Below are 19,655 nucleotides of genomic sequence, written 5' to 3' on the forward strand. Positions count from 1 at the left end.
GTGGGCGAGAACGGGCGTCCGGGTGCCGATCTGCGGGCGGCGTGCCGGCGCGACCGCGTCCGTACGGCGATGGTCTACAGGCTCGACGTGCCGGTGCCGTTCGCCCTGTCAGGCCCCCTGCGCTCACCAGTACGTGTTGAGCTCCCGGATCAGGTTCCACGTCGCCCCGCCCTCGGGCTTCTGGTGTCAGGCGCCGGCGACCAGGCCGCGCAGCGTCACCAGGCCGGGCACCGGCACTCGGCCCAACTCGGCACCGGTGGCCGGATCGTGCCAGCTGACGGAATCGGTCTGGCCCACGTACAGCCGCCGGCCGTCCGGGCTCGGCACGAGACCGGTGACCGGCTCGCGAACCTGCCATTCACCGGTCGGCCCGAGGTCGGCCAGGCCCATGGTCCGCACCGTCGTACCCACGCCGACGAAGAGGCGGGCACGGTCGGCGGCGGCGTGAGCCGTCCCGATGCCGCTGGGCAGCCGGACCGTTCGCCGTACGGTCAGGTCCTGGGTCGAGATCTCCGCCGCCGTACCGGACGTGGCGTCGACGACGACGAGCCGGCCTCCGTCCGGGGTGATCGCGATGGCGTGACCGCTCCCGGGCGCCGCACCGAACGGGTTCGGCAGGTCGACGCAGAACGCCCACCGCCCGGTGAGGTGCAACGTGTGGACGAACGCGTGCACGTGGCCGGGCCGACCGCTGACCAGGTCCCGGGTGTGCCGGTGGCCGGGCTGATGGGTGTAGAGCGTGTAGAGGGTCGACCGGTCCGGCGCCATCACCGCTTGGCGTCCCTCACCCCGCATCTCCTCCTCCGCGCCGACCGGGACCGGCCCCTTGTCTCGCGTGAAGAGCGGACCCGGCTGCGTGGTGGCGAGGTCGACGACGCGGACCCGGTAGCGGTCCGGCGACGTCGGCGGAAGCCACTCCAGGACGAACAGCCCGGTGAGATCCTCGGTGAAGGTCTCCGGGACGTAGTTGCCGGGCAGTTCCAGACGCCGAGGGACCCCGTTCCCGTCGACAATCATCAGTGGGGTGGCGTTCCGCCCCTCCGGGCGCCCGTCGGTCACGTTCACGGCGTCCGACGTCAGCGCGACCGTCGTACCGCTGGCCGAGACCGCCTGCGGCAGCCAGCGTCCGGGCAGCGTGATCCGCGCGGAGGTCCGGCCCGTGGCGGTGTCGACCCGCCAGAAGGCGGTGTCACCGCCGTCGGGTGCGGTCGCGTGGATGACCGACCCGTCGGCGGCGGGAAGCGAGCCCGGGAACCTTTGCCGCTCGTCACCGCGCAGCAGCCCGAGCCCGTCCGCGATGTCGACGACCAGCGCATCCGGAATCGGGACGTTCGCCGCCGGGGCCTGCCGGCGGGTTCGCTCGCAACCGACCACCGTGGCGGTGCCGGTGGCCGCGAGCAGGGTCAGGACGGTACGCCGCGAGATCGTCGTCTTTGCCATCATGCCCGGGTGACACCGGCGGCGGCGCCGAGGTTCCGGTCGGCCAGGTGGAACCCGATCGCGCCGGGCGGTGTCATGAGGTCGTCCCCACCGGAGGTTCCCACTGGACGACGAGGATCTCGTCACCCGCGCCCGGGCAGGTGACCTGGAGGCGTACGAACTCCTGGTCGCCCGGCACACCGCGTCCGCGTACCGGACCGCGGTGCTCCTCGGCGCGGGCGCGGATGCCGAGGACACCATCCAGGAGGCGTTCGTGAAGGCGTTCCGCAGCCTCTCCCGCTACCGGGGCGAGTCCTCCTTCCGCTCCTGGCTGGTGGCCATCGTCGCCAACGAGACCCGCAACCTGCACCGGTCGCGCATCCGCCGGGACGGGCTCGCCCTCCGCGCCGCGACGAGCAACCCGGCACCGGAGGTCACCGGGGACGTCGCCGTCGACACCGTCCTGGCCGCGGAACGCCGCGCCACGCTGGTCCAGGCGTTACGCCGGCTGCCGGTGAAGGACCGCGAGGTCATCGTCTGCCGGTTCTTCCTCGATCTCAACGAGGAGGAGACCGGGGCGGTGCTGGGCTGGCCCCGGGGCACGGTGAAGTCGCGGATGTCGCGGGCCCTGAAGAAACTTCGCAGCCTGCTCGACCTCGCCGAGGTCCGCAATGGATGACCTCGAGAAGGAGCTGCGCGAACTCTCCGGCTGGCTGGAGACACCTGACCCGCCCGAGGTGGCCGCCCGGGTACGCGCGCGGCTCGCCGCGCCGGCGGCCCGCCGGCGCCGGTGGCGCTACTGTCTGGCCGCCGCGCTCGCCGCCCTGCTCGCCATGGCGCTGCCCCCGGGGCGGGCCGCCCTCGCCGACGCCGTGGCGGAGCTGCTGAGGTTCGCCGGGGTCGCCATCGCCACGTCTCCCGGACGGGCGCTTCCCACCACGACGTCCGTGCCGTTGCCGTCGCAGCGGCCCGCCGCCCTGACCGAGGCACAGGACAAGGTCCGCTTCCCGATCCGCCTGCCGGCGAAGCTGGGCCCGCCCGAGCAGGTGCTGGTGGCCGATCGAGACGACACGGGGACGTACCGGGTCGCGACCCTGCTCTATCGCGACGGCACGCTGCGGATCGACGCGTTCGACGGTCGTCTCGACCCGGTCTTTCAGAAGCAGGCCGGCGGACCAGGGGTGGACTGGGTCCAGGTCGGTGACGGCAGCGCCGTCTGGGTCGGCGGGCCGCACGAACTGGTGTACGTGGATCGCACGGGCACGCCGCGCGTGGAGACCGCCCGGCTCGCCGCCTCGACCCTCATCTGGGAGACCGACGGGGTGAGCTACCGCCTCGAGGGCGACCTCACCAAGCTGGCGGCGATCGAGATCGCCACCTCGCTGGGGTGAGCGAAGCACCCGGCCTGGCGACGGTCTCAGGAGAACAGCGCGCTGTAGCCGTTGAGCGCGGGCTGGCCGCCGAGGTGGGCGTAGAGCACGGTCGAGTCCCGACCGATCTCACCGGTACTGACCAGGTCGACGAGACCGGCCATCGACTTCCCCTCGTAGACCGGGTCGGTGATCATCCCCTCCGTCCGCGCGGCCGTGCGCATGGCGTCCAGGGTGCGCTCGTCCGGGATGCCGTACGTGCCGCCGTGGTAGCGCTCGTCGAGGACGATCTCGTCGTCCGCGAGGGGACGGTCGAGCCCGATGAGGGCGGCCGTGTCGCGGGCGATCCGGGCCACCTGGTCCCAGGTCTCCTTCGGCTTGGCGGAGCCGTCCACGCCGACGACCCGGCGGGGCCGGCCGCCCGCGGCCTGCAGGGCGGCGAATCCGGCGACCATGCCGGCCTGGGTGCTCCCGGTCACCGAGCAGACGACGATCGTGTCGAAGAAGACGCCCAGCTCGCGTTCCTGCTCGGCCACCTCGTACGCCCACCGGGCGAAGCCGAGGCCGCCGAGCCGGTGGTCGGAGCCGCCGGCCGGGATCGCGTACGGCTTGCCGCCGGCCTCCTCGATCTCGCGGAGCGCCCGCTGCCAGCTCTCCTTGACGCCGATGCCGAAGCCCGCCCGGACCAGGCGGACGTCCGCGCCGGCCAGCCGGGACAGCAGAATGTTGCCGACCTTGTCGTAGCCGGCGTCCGGCCAGTCCACCCAGCTCTCCTGCACGAGGACGCAGCGCAGGCCGACCCGGGCCGCCACCGCCGCGACCTGCCGGGTGTGGTTGGACTGCACGCCGCCGATCGACACCAGCGTGTCGCAGCCCTGCGCGAGCGCGTCGGCGACCAGGTACTCCAGCTTGCGGGTCTTGTTGCCGCCGAACGCGATGCCGGAGTTGCAGTCCTCCCGCTTCGCCCACACCGACGCGCCGCCGAGGTGCGCGGTGAGCCGCTCCAGCGGGTGCACCGGGGAGGCGCCGAAGAGCAGAGGGTACCGGGCGAAGGAGTCGAGTGCGGGGGTCATGGCATCTCCTGGGGAGGCTCGTGGGGTGCCCGGACGGCTTCGTCCGCGAGATCGGCCTGAAGGATCTCGTCGAGGCTGGACCAGATGGTGGCGGTGATGTCGGCGGCGGCTTCGGGGGCGCCGGACGCGCACGCCCGGATCAGCTCCTCGTGCCGGCGTACCGACCCCTCCCCGGGCAGGGTCGTGAACCGTTGCCGTTCGAGCCGTCGGATGAGCGGGGTGTAACGGTCGATCGTCGCGGCGACCGCCCGGTTGCCGCAGGCGGCCACCAGCACGTCGTGCAGGGTGTCGTCGGCGCGCAGCGCGCGCTCCACGTCGCCCCTCCGCACGGCGCCGGCGAACTCGGCGTTGGCCGCGCGCATGGTGGCGAGGTCGTCGCCGCTCAGCCGGGGAACGGCCGACCGGGCCGCCAGCTCGTGCATGGTCCGCACGACCACCAGGGCGTCGCGGACGTCGCGGAGGATGAGCGGCGTCACCCGGGTGTGGCTCTGCGGCTTGGATTCGACCAGCCCTTCGTCGGCGAGCCGCGCGAGCGCGTCGCGGACCGGCGCCCGGGAGAAACCCAGCCGTTCGGCGAGGTCGCGGTCGCGGACGACCTGGCCGGGCGCGAGCGTCCCGGCGACGATCGCCGTCTTGATGGCGACGTACGCCTGGTCGCGCAGGAGCGTCCGGCCCACCGGCTTGAGATCCACAACTGATATGTTAGATGTCAATTTCGATTCGGGGAACCCCGCCGGGACTCTTGTTCGCACCGATGCAACCGCCGCTACCGGCCGGGCGTCAGTGGGGGTGTCACGCCGGCCGCCCGCAGGCCGGGGCGACGGGCCGAGGGGAGGGATCCGATGCCGGAGGTTGACACCGCCGCCACCGCGGCGGAGGACCCGCAGAGCTCGTTCGACGCGTTCTACCGCGCGACCCGGCAGCGGCTCTTCGAGTTCCTCTACGCCCTGACCGGAAACGCCGCCGAGGCCCAGGACGTGCTGCACGAGGCGTACGCCCGGGCCTGGCAACGCTGGTCGACGGTGCGGGAGTACGACGCCCCCGAGGCATGGATGCGCACCGTGGCCCGGCGGATCGCGGTGAGCCGGTGGCGGCGGGCCCGCAACGCCGTCTTCGCCCACCGGCGGGCCGGCCCCCCCGACGACCTGCCGGGACCCAACCCGGACAGTGTCGCGCTCGTCACCGCGCTCGCCCGGCTCCCGGTCGAGCAACGCACCGCCATCGTGCTGCACCACCTCTGCGACCTGCCGGTCTCGGCCGTCGCCCGGGAGACGGGGGCACCCGAGGGCACCGTGAAGGCCCGGCTCGCGCGCGGTCGCCGCGCGCTCGCCGGGCTGCTCGGCATCGACCTTGAGGAGGAGAGCCGTGTCTGATCAGCTCGATACGCTCTTCGCCGGGATGCGCGGCGCCCGGCCCCCGGCCGACTTCGCCGCCGCCGAGCAGGTGCGCCGGCGCGGCCGGCAGCGCACCCGGCGCACGGCGCTCGCGGCGGGGGCCGGTGTCCTGGCCGTCACCACCGCGGCCGCCGGCCTCGGCGCGACCGCGTGGCCGTCCCGGCCCGACGGCGTCGCGCCCCCGGGCGACCCGACCCCGACCGCCACCGTGCCGGCCCCGACGCCGCCCACCCCGACGCCGTCGCCGTCCCGGCCGGGGCCCACCGGGGACGCTGCCGAGCCACTTAAGCCCGACGACCTCGGTCCGGGCACCTGGCGTCCGTTCGAGGCGGAGCAGATCCAGAACCCGGACATGTGGTTCTGGGGGTTCTGGGACGGCATCTGCGCGGCGTACCGGTCGAACCAGTTCCCCTCACTGCCGCACCAGGACTCCGTCGAGACGGTCGCCTACCGGTCGGGCGACGGCGACGCCGCCACCAGCGCCTTCCAGATCGTGGAGCGGTACGAGACCGGCTGGGGAGACGAGAACCTGGACGACGTCCGCGCCGCCGTCGACCGGTGCGGGGAGGCCGCCCCGGACGGGCCGGCCATCCGAGTCACCGTCGTCGACACGGGCATCGCCGGCGACGAGTCGCTGCTCCTCAAGCAGGAACAGACTCCGGCGGACAGCACAGAGCCACAGATCGACCACATCGCCGTCGTCCGCGTCGGGGACGTCGTGACCACGGTCCGGGCGTACCCGTCGGACCCGGCCCGCGTGCGCGACCTCGCCGAACGGGCCGCCGCCCGACTCGGCTGAGGGTGGCCTCCCGGCGTCGCCGGGCCGGCGGATCACCCTTGGACGCGAGCCGCCGGCCGGAGCAGCCGCCGGAAGTCCTTCGGCAGTTCCGCGACCAGAGCGTCGCGCTCGCCGGCGCTGACCGCCTCGCACAGGGTGGTCAGCACGGCGCGGGCAGTGACGGCGGCGCGATCGCCGTCCAGTCCCGTGCGGGCCTGGATCTCGGTGAGGAACTGCACCAGATCGAGCGGCTCGGCGAAGTCCACCTCCTTGCGCAAGTACCCCTGGAACTCCTCGGGGAGCTGCGCGGCCAGGCCGCGGGCCTGTTCGCCGCTGACCCGCGCCGTCAACGTCGTGAGGGTCGCGCGGGTGACCGTCGCCGCCTCGGGGAGCGGCAGTCCGGCCCGCTCCGCCACCGCGTTGAGGAACTCCGTACTGTCCACCGGGTTTCTCCTTCCGAGGGCCCGTCGCCGAGGATGGGAAGGCCGCTGGGGCGGCGGCGCACCGGCTGGCGCACGGTCGCGTTCCCGGTGCCGCACCGGGCAAACGGGGCACACGGAAGGGCCGGTGGGCGATCCTCCGACGACTCACCCGCCCGGCCGCCGTCCTCCGCGACCCGGACGGGCCGATACGCACGCAGACCAGACAGGGCGGCACGATCGTGGTGCGGCCTAGCGTGACCGGCACGGTCCGTCGTGGCCGTCGCGTCGCCGGCAGCGGCCGGCACCGTCGATCCAGGCGTCACACCAGACACGGGTACGCAGAAACTGCCGGTCCTCCTCGCTGAGCGTGGTCTCGCCGAAGTCGATCGCGCTGACGTGATCGAGCGTGACGTACGCGCCTTCCTTCAGGAAGAGACGCCGGGGATCGGATTCCTCGGCGAGGAGGAAGGGCAGACGGGCTCAGCGGAGATGCGTTGGGTGCTCGATCCGATCGATGGCACGGCGAACTTCGTACGTGGTCTGCCGCTGTGCCGTGTCGCTCGCCCTCGTGCGGGGCGATGAGGCGGTGCTCGGGGTCATCGACGTTCCCTTGCTGGCGACGAGGTACACCGCGACCAGGGACGGCGGCGCCCGTGCGAACGGGCGGAGGATCAGGACCAGCACGACGACCAGACTGCGCGAGGCCATGGTCGCCATCGGGGACTACGCGGTGGGCCCGGGCGCGGAGTCCCGCAACAACGTCCGTCTCGCCCTGACCGCCAAGCTCGCAGCCGAGGTGCAGCGAGTGCGGATGACCGGCAGCGCAGCGCTCGACCTTGCGTGGCTCGCCGAAGGCAAGCCGCCGTCGTCGACCCGGATGGCCGCGACCACGACATCGCGTCCGTCGTGACGCTCGCAGTCACTCCCGGGCTCCGTGAGGCAGTCATCGACTTCTATCGTGGCGCCGTGTCATCAGCAAACCCGCACGAGCGGTGACAACAGAACGGCGGCTTGTACGACAGCCCGGGTTGGCCATGTAGACGCGGCTGGTATTCAGTCTGCCCTCGGCGGCGGTAGTGGCTGGTCCGGGCACCTGCTTGATCTCGACGCCGCGAGGCGGCCACCGCACTAGCGGGCAGCCTCGTCACGGCTGGATCGCCCGTGCAGGAAGGCAGCCAGCAGGGCGGTGACGAGGCCAGCCACCAGCAGGATCCTTATCACGTTGAACAGCACCACGTCGCCCATGGAGTGAGGCGGAAAGATGTCCTTGACGAGCCAGCCGACGCCCATCCCCAGCCCCAGACAGGCGTGCATCGCGGCCCGCAGGCGCGGGAAGGGCTGCGGGCGGCCGAAGATCCGAGGCACCGCCGTGCCGCCACCGCTCCTGGCGAGCAGCACGGCGGCCACGGCCAGGTTGGCCGCAGCGGCCACGACGGCCAAGACCAGGTCCACCGATCCCATGGGGCCACACGCTATCGCACGGGTGCCCGGCCCGGGATCAGCGGAAATTGCCGGCCAGTCTTCCGATCCCTCATCCAGCCCGAGACGTGTTCGGCCCAGGGCGGTCATGGGGTCGACTCGGTCACGCCGATAACTCGGTGTCGACCGGCTGGCCGCGCCGGCGGGGGACGTGTCGGCGGTAGGTGCTGACGGTCGGGTCGCCGGTGATCCAGAACCGCCACGGCACGTCGTGCGCGCCGGTCACCCCGACCCGCGGCCCGGCCGTGACGGCCTCCTCCGGCACCGGTTCGGCCGGCGGCAGCAGCCGGACCGGGCCGTCGCCGAGCAGGTGAGCGCCGTACACCGACCGGTCGATCCCCAGCGCCGCGCAGAGCCGGGCCGGCCCGCGCGCGAGATCCACGGCCCGGCGTACGGCGGGGCGCCGCGCCCGGGCGACGTCGAGGCCGTCGACCACCTCGCCGGCCCGCAGCAGCACCGCCGAGGCCTCCCCGTCCGGCCCGGTCACCACGTTCATGCACCAGTGCATGCCGTAGGTGAAGTAGACGTAGGCGTGCCCGGCCGGCCCGAACATCACCGCATTGCGGGGCGTGCGGCCCCGGTGGGCGTGCGAGGCGGGATCACCGGCCGTGCCGGCGTACGCCTCCACCTCGGTGATGCGGACGGTGACCCCGCCGGCGGACAGTCGGGCGCCGAGCAGGCCGCGGGCGGCCGGCACCACCGGCCCGGCGAGCAGGTCGGCAAGCTCCGCGAGGGCAGCGGGGCGTCGGTCGGGTCGGGTCACCACGGCTGCGACCCTATCCGGCCGTGACGGCGGTCGCCCGACACTAGGAAGCAAGGCCAGCCTTACCTTAGAGTTGGTGCCCGTGACACCCCTGTCCTCCCTGGTCCCGGCCGTCGGGGCGGTGCCGTTCGTTCGCGACCTGGCCGCCCACGGCGGCCGTCCCGCGATCGTCACCCGGGACGGGCAGATCTCCTACGCCGACCTCGCCGAGCGGGTCGCCGTCACGGCCCGGCGGCTGGGCGCCGGCCGACGGCTGGTGCTGGTGGTCGGCGCGAACACGGTCGACTCGCTGGTCGCGTACCTGGCCGCCCTGCACGCCGGCCACCCCGTGCTGCTGGTGCCCGGCGGGCACGACGCGGCGCTCAGCGGCCTGGTCGACGCGTACGACCCGGACGTGGTGGTCGGCCCGGCCGACGGCGGCTGGCGGGTCGAGCACCGCCGGGCGGCGTCGGCGCACGACCTGCACCCGGAGCTGGCGCTGCTGCTCAGCACCTCCGGCTCGACCGGCTCACCGAAGCTGGTCCGGCTGTCGCAGGCGAACCTCCAGGCCAACGCGGAGTCGATCGCCGGCTACCTGGGCATCCGGGACACCGACCGGGCGGCCACCACCCTGCCCCTGCACTACTGCTACGGCCTGTCGGTGGTCAACAGCCACCTGGTCCGGGGCGCCGCACTGGTGCTGACCGACCTGTCGGTCGCCGACACCTGCTTCTGGGAGCTGTTCCGGGACACCCGGGCAACCACGTTCGCCGGGGTGCCGTACACCTTCGACCTGCTGGACCGGGTCGGCTTCGCCGCGATGGACCTGCCGCACCTGCGCTACGTCACCCAGGCCGGCGGCCGGCTCGCCCCGGACCGGGTGCGCCGGTACGCCGAGCTGGGCCGCCGCGCCGGCTGGGACCTCTTCGTCATGTACGGCCAGACCGAGGCGACCGCCCGGATGGCGTACCTCCCGCCGGATCTGGCCCTCGACCACCCGGCGGCGATCGGCGTGCCGGTGCCCGGCGGCGCGTTCCGGCTCGCCCCGGTCGCCGACCATCCCGACCCGGACGCCGGCGAGCTGGTGTACTCCGGCCCGAACGTCATGCTCGGGTACGCGCACTCCCCCGCCGACCTGGCGCTCGGCCGCACCGTCGACGAGCTGCACACCGGTGACCTGGCCCGGCGGACGCCGGAGGGCCTGTGGGAGATCGTCGGCCGGCGCAGCCGGTTCGCCAAGATCCTGGGGCTGCGGATCGACCCGCAGCAGATCGACGCGCTGCTGGCCGCGCACGGGATCACCGCGACCTGCGTGGGCGGGGACGACGAGCTGATCGTGGCAGTGGCCGGCGCGGGCGACCCTCGCCGGCTCCGCCGCCTGGTCGCCGACGAGGTGAGGCTGCCGCCCCGGGCGGTGCGGATTCTCGTGCTCGCCGAGCTGCCCCGGCTCGCCTCGGGCAAGCCGGACCTGGCGGCGCTGCGCGGGCTGGCCGCCGCCGGGGTCGAGGCCCCGGCGGCCGAACCGGCCGCCGCCGGTGACCTCTGCCAGCTGTACGCGCAGGTGCTCGACCGGACCGACGTCACCCCGGACCTGAGCTTCGTCGACCTCGGCGGCGACTCCCTGTCGTACGTCGAGATGTCGGTGCGGCTGGAGCAGGAGCTGGGGCACCTGCCGGCGAACTGGCACACCCTGCCGATCGCGGAGCTGCGCGGCCGTGACCGGGATCCGGGGTGCGCCTCCCCCGAGCCGCGCCGCCGGCGCTCCCTGGAGACCAGCGTGGCGCTGCGGGCGGCGGCGATCGTGCTGATCGTCGGCTCGCACATCCCGCTGTTCACGATCACCGGTGGAGCGCACCTGCTGCTCGCCGTGGCCGGCTTCAACTTCGCCCGGTTCCAGCTCACCGACGCCGGCCGGCGCGACCGGCTGCGGCAGATCGGCGCGAGCCTGCTGCGCATCGTGCTGCCGACGACCGCCTGGATCGGCGCGGTCATGCTGCTCAACGACCAGTACGAGCTGAGCACCCTGCTGCTGGTCAACAGCATCCTCCGGCCCGACGTGCCGGACGGCTGGCACTTCTGGTTCGTCGAGGCGGTGGTCTACCTGCTGGTGGGCCTGGCCGCGCTGCTCGGGCTGCGCCGGGTGGACCGCTGGGAACGGCGGTATCCCTTCGCCTTCCCGCTGGGGCTGACCGCGCTCGCGCTCCTCAGCCGGTACGACGTGTTCGGCCTCGACGCCCGCCACGACCTGCCGTCGGCGCTGGTCGCCGGCTGGCTGTTCACGCTCGGCTGGGCGGCCGCCCGGGCCGACGGCGTCCGGCAGCGGCTGCTGGTGACCGCCGCCGTCGCGGCCACCGTGCCGGGCTTCTTCGGGCAGCCGTGGCGGGAGGCGCTGATCGTGGCCGGCTTCGCGCTGCTGACCTGGAAGCCGACCGTGCCGAGCCTGGCCGTGGTCAACAAGGTGGCCGGCATCCTCGCTGCCAGCTCGCTCTACATCTACCTGACCCACTGGCAGGTCTACCCGCACCTGCGGGACCTGCCGCTGGTCGCCCTCGCCGCATCGATCGCGCTCGGCATCGCGTACGCCGCCCTGGTCAACCGCGTCTGGCGCTGGGTGACGGCGCTCGTACCACCGCGAGCCCGCAACCATGATCAGGTGATGCTCAGCCGGCCCGTCCACGGTTCGACGCCCCGCTGAGCATCACCCGTTCCCCAGGTCCTGGTCGGGTGGCAAAGGACCACGGGCATCACGATGCCACGGAACGGACCTGCGGACTGTCCGCCCGATGGGGTACGACTACCGGCAGGAGAGCCGACGGCGGGAGGCATGGTGGAGCGCGAGGAGATGCGGGCGTACTGCCTGGGCAAGCCGGGCGCGTGGCTGGACCAGCCCTGGGAGGGCGACGAGGTGGTCAAGGTCGGTAGCCGGATCTTCGCCTTCCTCGGCTCGGCCGAGGCGGAGCCGAGAATCGGGGTGAAGTGCGGCCCCAACCGGGACGTCGCCGACGAGTGGATCCACCGGTACCCGGCGGACGCGAAGCCGTCGCCGTACATCGGCCGGTCCGGGTGGAACACCCTACGCCTGGACGGCGAGATCGAGGACGAGGAGCTGACCGTCGCCGTCGACGCGTCGTACGACGCGGTGGTGGCGAAGCTGCCGAAGCGGGAACGCCCGACGGGGTGAGCTCGGGACGGGTCGGGCGGCAACTTCGGGGAACCTGCTGCTTCACCAGGCCGGGAGGCAACAGCTTCCCCGAAGTTGCGCGACATCGTGCGCGCGACGAGCGTGCGGCGGTCGCTCAGCGGGGGACGACCCGCTCGGCGGCCCACTCCTTCCAGCCGGCCAGCTTGTCCGCGGCGGCGGCGAGCTGGTCGGCGACCGGACCGGGGCCGGTGGACCCGGGCGTGGTCCGGGCCGCCAGGGCGGAACGCACCGAGAGGACGTCCCGCACCGACGGGTCGAGGTGCTCGCTGACCGCCGCGAGGTCGTCGTCGGAGACCTCGTCGAGCGCGCAGTCGCGCGCCACGCACAGCGCGACCAGCTTGCCGGTGATCTCGTGCGCGTCCCGGAACGGCACGCCCCGGCGGACCAGCCAGTCGGCCACCTCGGTGGCGAGGGAGAAGCCCACCGGCGCGGCGGCGACCAGCCGGTCGACGCGTACCGTCATCGTCGAGACCATGCCCGCGAGCGCCGGCAGCAGCAGCTCCAGGGTGTCGACCGCGTCGAAGGCCGGCTCCTTGTCCTCCTGCATGTCCCGGTCGTACGTCATCGGCAGGCCCTTGAGCATGGTGAGCACGCTCATCAGCCCGCCGACCAGCCGGCCGGACTTCCCCCGGGCCAGCTCGGCGATGTCCGCGTTCTTCTTCTGCGGCATGATCGACGAGCCGGTGGCGAAGGCGTCGTCCAGCTCCACCCAGCCGAACTCCTGCGACGTCCACAGCACCACCTCCTCGCCGAGGCGGGACAGGTGCACGCCGATCAGCGCGGTGGCGAAGAGGAACTCGGCGACGAAGTCCCGGTCGGCGACCGCGTCCATGGAGTTGGCGAAGGACGTGCGGAAGCCCAGCTCCTTGGCGACCGCCACCGGGTCCAGCGGCAGGCCGGAACCGGCCAGCGCGCCGGCGCCGAGCGGGCTGATCGCCGTGCGGTGATCCCAGTCGCGCAGGCGTTCCAGGTCGCGCAGCAGCGGCTGCACGTGGGCGAGCAGCCAGTGCCCGAACGTGACCGGCTGGGCGTGCTGGAGGTGCGTCATGCCGGGCGCGGCGGTGTCCACGTGCCGCTCGGCCTGCTCGACCAGCGCCTCGGCGAGTTCGACCAGGCGGGCCGCCACGCCGCGGGCGTGGTCCCGCAGGTACAGCCGCAGGTCGGTGGCGACCTGGTCGTTGCGGGACCGGCCGGCGCGCAGCTTGCCGCCGAGGCTGCCGAGCCGCTCCAGCAGGCCGCGTTCCAGCGCGGTGTGCACGTCCTCGTCGTCGATGGTGGGGCGGAACTGGCCGGAGGCGCAGGCCGCCTCCAGGTCGTCCAGCGCCGCCAGGATCCTCCCCAGCTCCTCCGGGTCGAGCAGGCCGGCACCGGCCAGGACCCGGGCGTGCGCCCGGGAACCCGCGATGTCGTACGGGGCGAGGCGCCAGTCGAACTGCACGCTCACCGACAGCCGCGCGAGGGCCTCGGCGGGGCCGCCGGCGAACCGGCCACCCCACAGGCTCGTCCGGTTGGTGGCGGCGGTGTTCTCGGTCAGGCTCTTGTCGTCCACCCCGCCCATTGTGGCAGCGCTCATCTTCCGCTCCCGACTGCGGGGCTCACTCGCTCCGCTCGTTCACTCCTCGCGCTCGCACCCACGATCAGGAGCCACCCAACCGGGCGTCCCGGGCGGCGGCCATCTTGCTGGGCAGACCCCACAGCTGCACGAAACCCTTGGCGAGCGACTGGTCGAAGGTGTCGCCGGTGTCGTAGGTGGCCAGGCCGAAGTCGTAGAGGCTGGCCTCGGACCGCCGGCCGGTGACGGTGGCCCGTCCACCGTGCAGGGTGAGCCGCACCTCGCCGGACACCTGCTGCTGGGCGTCGTCGATGAACGCGTCCAGCGCGTACTTCAACGGGGAGAACCACAGGCCGTCGTAGACCAGCTCGCCCCAGCGCTGGTCGACGCCGCGCTTGAACCGGGCCAGGTCCCGCTCGACGGTGACCGCCTCCAGTTCCTGGTGGGCGGTGATCAGCGCGATCGCGCCCGGCGCCTCGTACACCTCGCGGCTCTTGATGCCGACGAGCCGGTCCTCGACCATGTCGAGCCGGCCGACGCCCTGGGCGCCGGCGCGCCGGTTCAGCTCCAGGACCGCCTGGTACGGGGTGACGGTCTCGCCGTCGATGGCGACCGGGTTGCCGCCGTCGAAGGTGATGACGACCTCGTCGGCGTCCCGCTCCTGCGCCGGGTCGGACGTGTACGAGTACAGGTCCTCGATGGGGCCGTTCCAGATGTCCTCCAGGAAGCCCGTCTCGACGGCGCGGCCCCACAGGTTCTGGTCGATCGAGTACGGCGACTTCGCCGTCACGTCGATCGGCAGGCCCTTCTCCTCGGCGAAGGCGATGGCCTTGTCCCGGGTCCAGGCGAAGTCCCGGGCCGGCGCGACGATCTTCAGATCGGGGGCGAGCGCGCCCAGACCGACCTCGAAGCGGACCTGGTCGTTGCCCTTGCCGGTGCAGCCGTGCGACACGATGGTGCCGCCGTGCTTGCGGGCCGCGGCGACGAGGTGCTTGACGATCAGCGGGCGGCTCAGCGCGGAGACCAGCGGGTAGCGGTCCATGTAGAGGGCGTTGGCGCGGATGGCCGGCAGGCAGTAGTCGGCGGCGAACTCGTCGCGCGCGTCGACCACCTCGGCCTCCACCGCGCCGCAGTCCAGGGCGCGCTGCCGGATCGCGTCGAGATCCTCGCCGCCCTGCCCGACGTCGACCGCCACCGCGATCACCTCGGCGCCGGTCTGCTCGGCCAGGTAGGGAATGGCGACGGAGGTGTCCAGCCCTCCGGAGTACGCCAGGACGACCCGCTCGGTCATGATGTGCTCCCTTCAACGTTGTCTTCGCGGCGGGCCCAGCCGGCGAGCTTGTCGCCGAACGCGGCTCCGCCGTCGGCCTCGCGGGCCACGACGAGGATGGTGTCGTCGCCGGCGATCGTGCCGACGACCTCGGGCAGGCCCGCTCGGTCCAACGCGCTGGCCAGGTAGTGGGCTGCGCCCGGCGGGGTGCGCAGCACGGCGATGTTGCCGCTGGAGTCGACCCCGTTGAGCAGCTCGCGCAGCAGCCGCACCAGGCGGGCCGGTGCGGCCTCCGCCTCGCGGAGCGGGCGGTGGCCGTCCTCGGGGATCAGGTAGACGCCGCGCCCGTCGCCGCCGCGGACGGTCACCGCGCCCAGCTCCTTCAGGTCCCGCGAGAGGGTGGCCTGGGTGACCTGGACGCCCTCGCCGGCGAGCAGTTCGGCCAGCTCGGTCTGCGAGTGGATCGCCTTGTCGCGGATCAGCTCGACGATGCGGCCGTGGCGGGCGGCCCGGGTCAGCGGGGCGGTCATGGTGTCTCCCTGGTGGTGGCGTCCAGCGCCACCACGTCCGGGGCGGGTGCGGCCCCGAGGAGGAACGTCAGCAGCGCCTTCTGGGCGTGCAGCCGATTCTCCGCCTGGTCGAAGACCGCGCTCTGCGGGCCGTCGAGCACCTCGTCGGTGATCTCCTCGCCGCGGTGCGCGGGCAGGCAGTGCAGCACGATCGCGTGCGGCGCGGCGTGCGCGAGGAGCGCGGCGTTGACCTGGTACGGCAGGAAGGGCGTGATCCGGTCCAGGCCGTCCTCCTCCTGGCCCATGGAGGTCCAGGTGTCGGTGGCGATCACGTCGGCGCCGCGGGCGGCCCCGACCGGGTCGGTTCCGGCGCGGACCGACCCGCCGGTGCCGGCGGCGATCTTCTCGGCGCGAGCCAGCACGTCCGGGTCGGGCTGGAAGCCGGCCGGCCCGGCCACCCGTACGTGCATGCCGGCGATGGCTCCGGCCAGCAGGTACGAGTGGGCCATGTTGTTGCCCGCGTCCCCGACGTAGGCGAGGGTCCGCCCGGCGGTGCCGCCGAGGCGCTCCCGGACGGTGAGCAGGTCGGCCAGCAACTGGCACGGGTGGTAGGTGTCGGTGAGCGCGTTGACCACCGGCACGGTGGCGTGGGCGGCGACCTCGGCGATGCGGTCGTCGCCGTGGGTGCGCAGCACGATCGCCGCCACGTAGCGGGACAGCACCCGGCCGGCGTCGGCGAGGGTCTCCCCGCGACCGAAGTGGGTGACCTGCGTGTCCACGACGAGCGGGTGCCCACCCAGCTCGGCGATGCCGGCGTCGAAGGAGATCCGGGTGCGCAGGCTCTGCTTGTCGAACAGCACCGCCACCGACCGCGGCCCGGCGAGCGGCTTGTACGCGAACCGGTCGGCCTTCATCCGCGCGGCGAGGCCGAGCACGGCCGACTGCTCGGTGGGCGAGAGGTCGTCGTCCCGCAGGAAGTGCCGGATCATGTGGTCTCCTCCGGGCAGGTCGGGCCGGTGCCGCCGAGGACGGCCGGCGCGCTGTCGGCGAAGCCGGCCGGGCCGGCGGGTGCGGCGGCCTCGCGGGCCTCGCTGACCGACGGTGCGGTGGCGAGCGCGGCGTCGGCGAGCGCGGCGGAGTCGAGGGCGGCCGGCAGGGCGGCGAGGAACGCGTCGACCTGGGCGGCGCCGAGGATCAACGGCGGGGCGAGCCGGACCACGTCCGGTTGCACGGCGTTGACCAGGAAACCGGCGTCCCGCAGCGCGCTGGCCACGGTGCCGGCGACCGGCCCGGTGAGCGCGATCCCGAGCAGCAGGCCGGCGCCCCGGACCTCGATGACCAGGGAGTGGCCGAGCGCCTCGATCCCGCGGCGCAGCCGCTCCCCGATCCGCTTGACGTGGTCGAGCAGCCCCTCGTTGGCGATGGTGGCGACGACCGCGAGGGCGGCCGCGCAGCTGACCGGGTTGCCGCCGAACGTCGTGCCGTGCGAGCCGGGACCGAGCAGTTCGGCGGCCGGGCCGAAGGCCAGGCAGGCGCCGATGGGCAGCCCGCCGCCGAGGCCCTTGGCGAGGGTGACCACGTCCGGCTCGACGCCGTCGGCCTGGTGGGCGAACCAGTGCCCGGTCCGGCCGACGCCGGTCTGCACCTCGTCGAGCACCAGCAGGGCGCCGTGGGCGGCGGTGATCCGCCGGGCCTCGGCCAGGTAGCCGGGGGGCGGGACGACGACGCCGTTCTCGCCCTGGATCGGCTCCAGGATCACCATCGCGGTCGCCTCGGTGACGACCGCCGCCAGCGCGGCGGCGTCGCCGTACTCGACGTGGGTGACGTCGCCCGGGAGGGGCCGGAACGGGTCGGCCTTGGCCGGCTGCCCGGTGAGCGCCAGCGCGCCCATGGTCCGGCCGTGGAAGCCGCCCCGGGTGGCGACCACGTGGGTGCGCCCGGTGAGCCGGGACAGCTTGAAGGCCGCCTCATTCGCCTCCGCGCCGGAGTTGGTGAAGAACACCCGGCCGGGCCGCCCGGCGAGCGCCAGCAGCAGTTCGGCGAGGGCCACCGGGGGTTCGGCGGCGTACAGGTTGGACACGTGCCCGAGGGTGGCGACCTGCTTGGACACGGCCGCCACCACCGCCGGGTGGGCGTGTCCGAGCGCGTTGACGGCGATGCCGCCGAGCAGGTCGACGTACTCCCGGCCGGCGTCGTCGACCACGACGGCGCCGGAGCCGGAGACCAACGCGAGCGGCGGCGTGCCGTAGCTGTCCATCATGGACTGCCGCCAGCGGTCGAGAAGGGTGCTCATGCCGGCACCACGCCTTCCTCGGTCACGACCGCGGGACCCGCGGGCTCCGCGCTCACGACCATCGTTCCGAAGCCTTCCGACGTGAACACTTCCAGCAGCGTGGAATGGGCGACCCGGCCGTCGACCACGTGCGCGGCGGGCACTCCCCCGCGCACCGCCCGCAGGCACGCCTCCATCTTCGGGACCATGCCGGACTCCAGCGACGGCAGCAGCTTCGCCAGCTCGTCGTCGCTGATCTCGCTGATCAGGCTCGACGTGTCCGGCCAGTCGGCGTAGAGGCCCGGCACGTCGGTGAGGACGACGAGCTTGCGGGCCTCCAGGGCGACCGCCAGCGCGGCGGCGGCCGTGTCGGCGTTGAGGTTGTGCAGCACCCCGTCCGCGTCCGGGGCCACCGTGGAGATCACCGGGATCCGGCCGGCCGCGATCAGGTCGGTGACCGCCGAGACGTCCACCGACTCCACGTCGCCGACCTGGCCGACGTCGACCGGCTGCCCGTCGACGTACGCGGGCCGCCGGACGGCGGTGAACAGGCCGGCGTCCTCGCCGGAGAGGCCGACGGCGAACGGGCCGTGCGCGTTGACCAGCCCGACGAGCTGCCGCCCCACCTGGCCGACGAGCACCATGCGGACCACGTCCATCGCCTCCGGCGTGGTCACCCGCAGCCCGCCCCGGAACTCGCTGTCGATGCCCAGCCGGCCCAGCATGGCCGAGATCTGCGGGCCGCCGCCGTGCACCACGACCGGCTTGAGGCCCGCGTAGCGCAGGAACACCATGTCGGCGGCGAACGCCTGCTGCAGCTCCGGGTCGACCATGGCGTTGCCGCCGTACTTGACCACGACGGTCGAGCCGGAGAAGCGGGCCAGCCAGGGCAGCGCCTCGATCAGCGTCGCGGCCTTGGCCTGGGCGCGGGTGAGGTCGGTGGTGAGGCTCATGTCGAGTACGCCGAGTTCTCGTGCACGTATGCGTGCGACAGGTCGTTCGTCCAGACGGTCGCCTCGGCGTCACCGGCGTGCAGGTCGATGCGGATGGTCACGTCCCGCCCGGTCAGGTCCACCTTCGACCGGTCCTCGGCGGCGGCCCCGCCTCGGCACACCCACACACCGTTGACGGCCACGTCGACCGCGTCCGGCTCGAACGCGGCGGCCGTGGTGCCCACCGCGGCGAGGATCCGTCCCCAGTTCGGGTCGTTGCCGAACAGCGCGGTCTTGACCAGGTTGTTGCGGGCCACGCTGCGGGCGACCTCGACCGCGTCGTCCTCACGGGCCGCGCCGACCACCTCGATCGCGATCTGCTTGGTGGCGCCCTCGGCGTCGGCGATCAGCTGCTGCGCGAGGTCGTGGCACGCGGCGGTGACCGCGGCGGTCAGCTCCGCCTCGGTGGGCGCGATGCCGCTCGCGCCGCTGGCCAGCAGCAGCACGGTGTCGTTCGTGGACATGCAGCCGTCGGAGTCGATCCGGTCGAACGTCACCCGGCAGGCCGCCCGCAGCGCCGCGTCCAGGGTCTCCGGTCCGGCCACCGCGTCGGTGGTGAGAACGCAGAGCATCGTGGCCAGCGCCGGCGCGAGCATCCCCGCGCCCTTGGCCATGCCGCCGACGGTCCAGCCGCTGCCCTGGGCGACGGCGTTCTTCGGCCGGGTGTCGGTCGTCATGATGGCCTGGGCGGCGGCCGGCCCGCCGTCCCGGCCGAGCGCCCGGACGGCGTCGCGGACGCCGGGGAGCAGCTTGCCCATGGGCAGCCGCTCGCCGATCAGGCCGGTGGAGCAGACCGCGACCTCGCCGGCGCCGAGCAACAGCCGGGGGCTGGCCCCGGTGAGCGCGGCGGCGGTGTGCTCGGCGGTGGCGTGGGTGTCCTGGAAGCCGCCGGGGCCGGTGCAGGCGTTGGCGCCGCCGGAGTTGAGCACCACCGCCCGGACCACGCCGCCGTGGACGACCTGCTGGGTCCAGAGCACCGGCGCGGCCTTGACCCGGTTGGCGGTGAAGACGCCGGCCACGCCGGCGTCCGGGCCGTCGTTGACGACGAGGGCGACGTCGGCCGCGCCGCTGGCCTTCAGGCCGGCCGCCACCCCGGCCGCCCGGAACCCCCGGGGCGTGGTGACACTCACGCCGCCACCTCGCTCCGCTCGGCGGCGGCGCGAGGCGCCGCGCTGCCGTGC

At 73.7% G+C, this 19,655-nt stretch carries 19 protein-coding genes and 1 pseudogene; 7 read left to right on the forward strand and 13 right to left on the reverse strand.

Features of this window, described 5'->3' with window-relative positions:
* Positions 1 to 186 precede the first annotated feature (186 nt).
* Positions 187 to 1,440 carry a YncE family protein gene (locus GKC29_RS22395; RefSeq protein WP_155332688.1) on the reverse strand — a complete coding sequence of 418 codons (1,254 nt, stop codon included), beginning with the start codon at positions 1,438 to 1,440 and terminating at the stop codon, positions 187 to 189.
* Between the two features lie 202 nt (positions 1,441 to 1,642).
* On the opposite strand from GKC29_RS22395, the gene GKC29_RS22400 reads away from it, so the two are divergent.
* Both GKC29_RS22400 and GKC29_RS22405 read left to right on the forward strand, forming a co-directional pair.
* On the forward strand, positions 1,643 to 2,098 hold the full coding sequence (locus tag GKC29_RS22400; RefSeq protein WP_230688774.1) for an RNA polymerase sigma factor: 456 nt from the start codon (positions 1,643 to 1,645) through the stop codon (positions 2,096 to 2,098).
* Positions 2,091 to 2,810: a hypothetical protein gene (locus GKC29_RS22405; RefSeq protein ID WP_155332690.1), complete on the forward strand. Its 720-nt coding sequence runs from the start codon at positions 2,091 to 2,093 to the stop codon at positions 2,808 to 2,810. Before GKC29_RS22400 ends, GKC29_RS22405 begins: the two co-directional genes overlap by 8 nt.
* A 26-nt stretch (positions 2,811 to 2,836) precedes the next feature.
* Here GKC29_RS22405 and GKC29_RS22410 read toward each other — a convergent pair whose 3' ends face one another.
* Both GKC29_RS22410 and GKC29_RS22415 read right to left on the reverse strand, forming a co-directional pair.
* Positions 2,837 to 3,862, reverse strand: coding sequence for a 1-aminocyclopropane-1-carboxylate deaminase (locus GKC29_RS22410; RefSeq protein WP_155332691.1), 1,026 nt, complete (start codon positions 3,860 to 3,862; stop codon positions 2,837 to 2,839).
* Positions 3,859 to 4,554 (reverse strand): GntR family transcriptional regulator, encoded by a 696-nt coding sequence (locus tag GKC29_RS22415; RefSeq protein ID WP_230688775.1) that lies wholly within the window; start codon positions 4,552 to 4,554, stop codon positions 3,859 to 3,861. Before GKC29_RS22415 ends, GKC29_RS22410 begins: the two co-directional genes overlap by 4 nt.
* A gap of 150 nt (positions 4,555 to 4,704) precedes the next feature.
* Here GKC29_RS22415 and GKC29_RS22420 point away from each other — a divergent pair, with 150 nt between their 5' ends.
* Both GKC29_RS22420 and GKC29_RS22425 read left to right on the forward strand, forming a co-directional pair.
* On the forward strand, positions 4,705 to 5,235 hold the full coding sequence (locus tag GKC29_RS22420; RefSeq protein WP_155332692.1) for a SigE family RNA polymerase sigma factor: 531 nt from the start codon (positions 4,705 to 4,707) through the stop codon (positions 5,233 to 5,235).
* A complete protein-coding gene (locus tag GKC29_RS22425; protein WP_155332693.1) occupies positions 5,228 to 6,055 on the forward strand; it encodes a hypothetical protein in 828 nt (275 codons plus the stop codon). The genes GKC29_RS22420 and GKC29_RS22425 overlap by 8 nt, the downstream gene beginning before the upstream one ends.
* Positions 6,056 to 6,087: 32 nt before the next feature.
* Here GKC29_RS22425 and GKC29_RS22430 read toward each other — a convergent pair whose 3' ends face one another.
* On the reverse strand, positions 6,088 to 6,477 hold the full coding sequence (locus tag GKC29_RS22430) for a DUF2267 domain-containing protein (protein WP_196255690.1): 390 nt from the start codon (positions 6,475 to 6,477) through the stop codon (positions 6,088 to 6,090).
* Between the two features lie 375 nt (positions 6,478 to 6,852).
* Between GKC29_RS22430 and GKC29_RS22440 the strand changes: the two are divergent.
* Positions 6,853 to 7,366 (forward strand): annotated as a pseudogene (locus tag GKC29_RS22440) (inositol monophosphatase).
* 218 nt (positions 7,367 to 7,584) lie between these two features.
* On the opposite strand, the gene GKC29_RS22445 reads toward GKC29_RS22440, so the two are convergent.
* Complete coding sequence (locus tag GKC29_RS22445; RefSeq protein WP_155332697.1) at positions 7,585 to 7,917, reverse strand: hypothetical protein; 333 nt, start codon at positions 7,915 to 7,917, stop codon at positions 7,585 to 7,587.
* Between the two features lie 121 nt (positions 7,918 to 8,038).
* Positions 8,039 to 8,698, reverse strand: coding sequence for a DNA-3-methyladenine glycosylase (locus GKC29_RS22450; protein WP_155334289.1), 660 nt, complete (start codon positions 8,696 to 8,698; stop codon positions 8,039 to 8,041).
* Between the two features lie 76 nt (positions 8,699 to 8,774).
* On the opposite strand from GKC29_RS22450, the gene GKC29_RS22455 reads away from it, so the two are divergent.
* Both GKC29_RS22455 and GKC29_RS22460 read left to right on the forward strand, forming a co-directional pair.
* Complete coding sequence (locus GKC29_RS22455; protein ID WP_155332698.1) at positions 8,775 to 11,372, forward strand: AMP-binding protein; 2,598 nt, start codon at positions 8,775 to 8,777, stop codon at positions 11,370 to 11,372.
* A gap of 129 nt (positions 11,373 to 11,501) precedes the next feature.
* Positions 11,502 to 11,858, forward strand: coding sequence for an MmcQ/YjbR family DNA-binding protein (locus GKC29_RS22460; RefSeq protein ID WP_230688776.1), 357 nt, complete (start codon positions 11,502 to 11,504; stop codon positions 11,856 to 11,858).
* Positions 11,859 to 11,973: 115 nt separating this feature from the next.
* Here the strand turns inward: GKC29_RS22460 and argH are convergent, their stop codons facing one another.
* From argH to argJ, 7 genes are all read right to left on the reverse strand, one after another.
* On the reverse strand, positions 11,974 to 13,437 hold the full coding sequence (gene argH, locus GKC29_RS22465; RefSeq protein WP_155334291.1) for an argininosuccinate lyase: 1,464 nt from the start codon (positions 13,435 to 13,437) through the stop codon (positions 11,974 to 11,976).
* Positions 13,438 to 13,516: 79 nt separating this feature from the next.
* A complete protein-coding gene (locus tag GKC29_RS22470; RefSeq protein WP_155332699.1) occupies positions 13,517 to 14,722 on the reverse strand; it encodes an argininosuccinate synthase in 1,206 nt (401 codons plus the stop codon).
* Positions 14,719 to 15,231, reverse strand: a complete 513-nt coding sequence (locus tag GKC29_RS22475; protein WP_155332700.1) for an arginine repressor — start codon at positions 15,229 to 15,231, stop codon at positions 14,719 to 14,721. The genes GKC29_RS22470 and GKC29_RS22475 overlap by 4 nt, the downstream gene beginning before the upstream one ends.
* A complete protein-coding gene (gene argF, locus GKC29_RS22480) occupies positions 15,228 to 16,199 on the reverse strand; it encodes an ornithine carbamoyltransferase (RefSeq protein WP_155332701.1) in 972 nt (323 codons plus the stop codon). Before argF ends, GKC29_RS22475 begins: the two co-directional genes overlap by 4 nt.
* Positions 16,196 to 17,503 (reverse strand): acetylornithine transaminase, encoded by a 1,308-nt coding sequence (locus GKC29_RS22485; RefSeq protein ID WP_155332702.1) that lies wholly within the window; start codon positions 17,501 to 17,503, stop codon positions 16,196 to 16,198. Before GKC29_RS22485 ends, argF begins: the two co-directional genes overlap by 4 nt.
* Entirely contained in the window at positions 17,500 to 18,435 is a 936-nt protein-coding gene (gene argB / locus GKC29_RS22490) for an acetylglutamate kinase (RefSeq protein WP_155332703.1), read from the reverse strand. The genes GKC29_RS22485 and argB overlap by 4 nt, the downstream gene beginning before the upstream one ends.
* Positions 18,432 to 19,604 (reverse strand): bifunctional glutamate N-acetyltransferase/amino-acid acetyltransferase ArgJ, encoded by a 1,173-nt coding sequence (argJ, locus tag GKC29_RS22495; protein ID WP_155332704.1) that lies wholly within the window; start codon positions 19,602 to 19,604, stop codon positions 18,432 to 18,434. Before argJ ends, argB begins: the two co-directional genes overlap by 4 nt.
* Positions 19,605 to 19,655: the final 51 nt, after the last annotated feature.

This window comes from Micromonospora sp. WMMC415 (assembly GCF_009707425.1).
Lineage (GTDB): Bacteria > Actinomycetota > Actinomycetes > Mycobacteriales > Micromonosporaceae > Micromonospora.

What these genes read in the sequence shown, in the direction of transcription:
- GKC29_RS22470 (WP_155332699.1), bottom strand. Translation starts at nt 14,722, where the DNA reads ATGACCGAGCGGGTCGTCCTGGCGTACTCCGGAGGGCTGGACACCTCC.
- argB (WP_155332703.1), bottom strand. Translation starts at nt 18,435, where the DNA reads ATGAGCCTCACCACCGACCTCACCCGCGCCCAGGCCAAGGCCGCGACG.
- GKC29_RS22445 (WP_155332697.1), bottom strand. Translation starts at nt 7,917, where the DNA reads ATGGGATCGGTGGACCTGGTCTTGGCCGTCGTGGCCGCTGCGGCCAAC.
- GKC29_RS22405 (WP_155332690.1), top strand. Translation starts at nt 2,091, where the DNA reads ATGGATGACCTCGAGAAGGAGCTGCGCGAACTCTCCGGCTGGCTGGAG.
- argH (WP_155334291.1), bottom strand. Translation starts at nt 13,437, where the DNA reads ATGGGCGGGGTGGACGACAAGAGCCTGACCGAGAACACCGCCGCCACC.
- GKC29_RS22475 (WP_155332700.1), bottom strand. Translation starts at nt 15,231, where the DNA reads ATGACCGCCCCGCTGACCCGGGCCGCCCGCCACGGCCGCATCGTCGAG.
- GKC29_RS22410 (WP_155332691.1), bottom strand. Translation starts at nt 3,862, where the DNA reads ATGACCCCCGCACTCGACTCCTTCGCCCGGTACCCTCTGCTCTTCGGC.
- argF (WP_155332701.1), bottom strand. Translation starts at nt 16,199, where the DNA reads ATGATCCGGCACTTCCTGCGGGACGACGACCTCTCGCCCACCGAGCAG.
- GKC29_RS22485 (WP_155332702.1), bottom strand. Translation starts at nt 17,503, where the DNA reads ATGAGCACCCTTCTCGACCGCTGGCGGCAGTCCATGATGGACAGCTAC.
- GKC29_RS22420 (WP_155332692.1), top strand. Translation starts at nt 4,705, where the DNA reads ATGCCGGAGGTTGACACCGCCGCCACCGCGGCGGAGGACCCGCAGAGC.
- GKC29_RS22460 (WP_230688776.1), top strand. Translation starts at nt 11,502, where the DNA reads ATGGTGGAGCGCGAGGAGATGCGGGCGTACTGCCTGGGCAAGCCGGGC.
- GKC29_RS22395 (WP_155332688.1), bottom strand. Translation starts at nt 1,440, where the DNA reads ATGGCAAAGACGACGATCTCGCGGCGTACCGTCCTGACCCTGCTCGCG.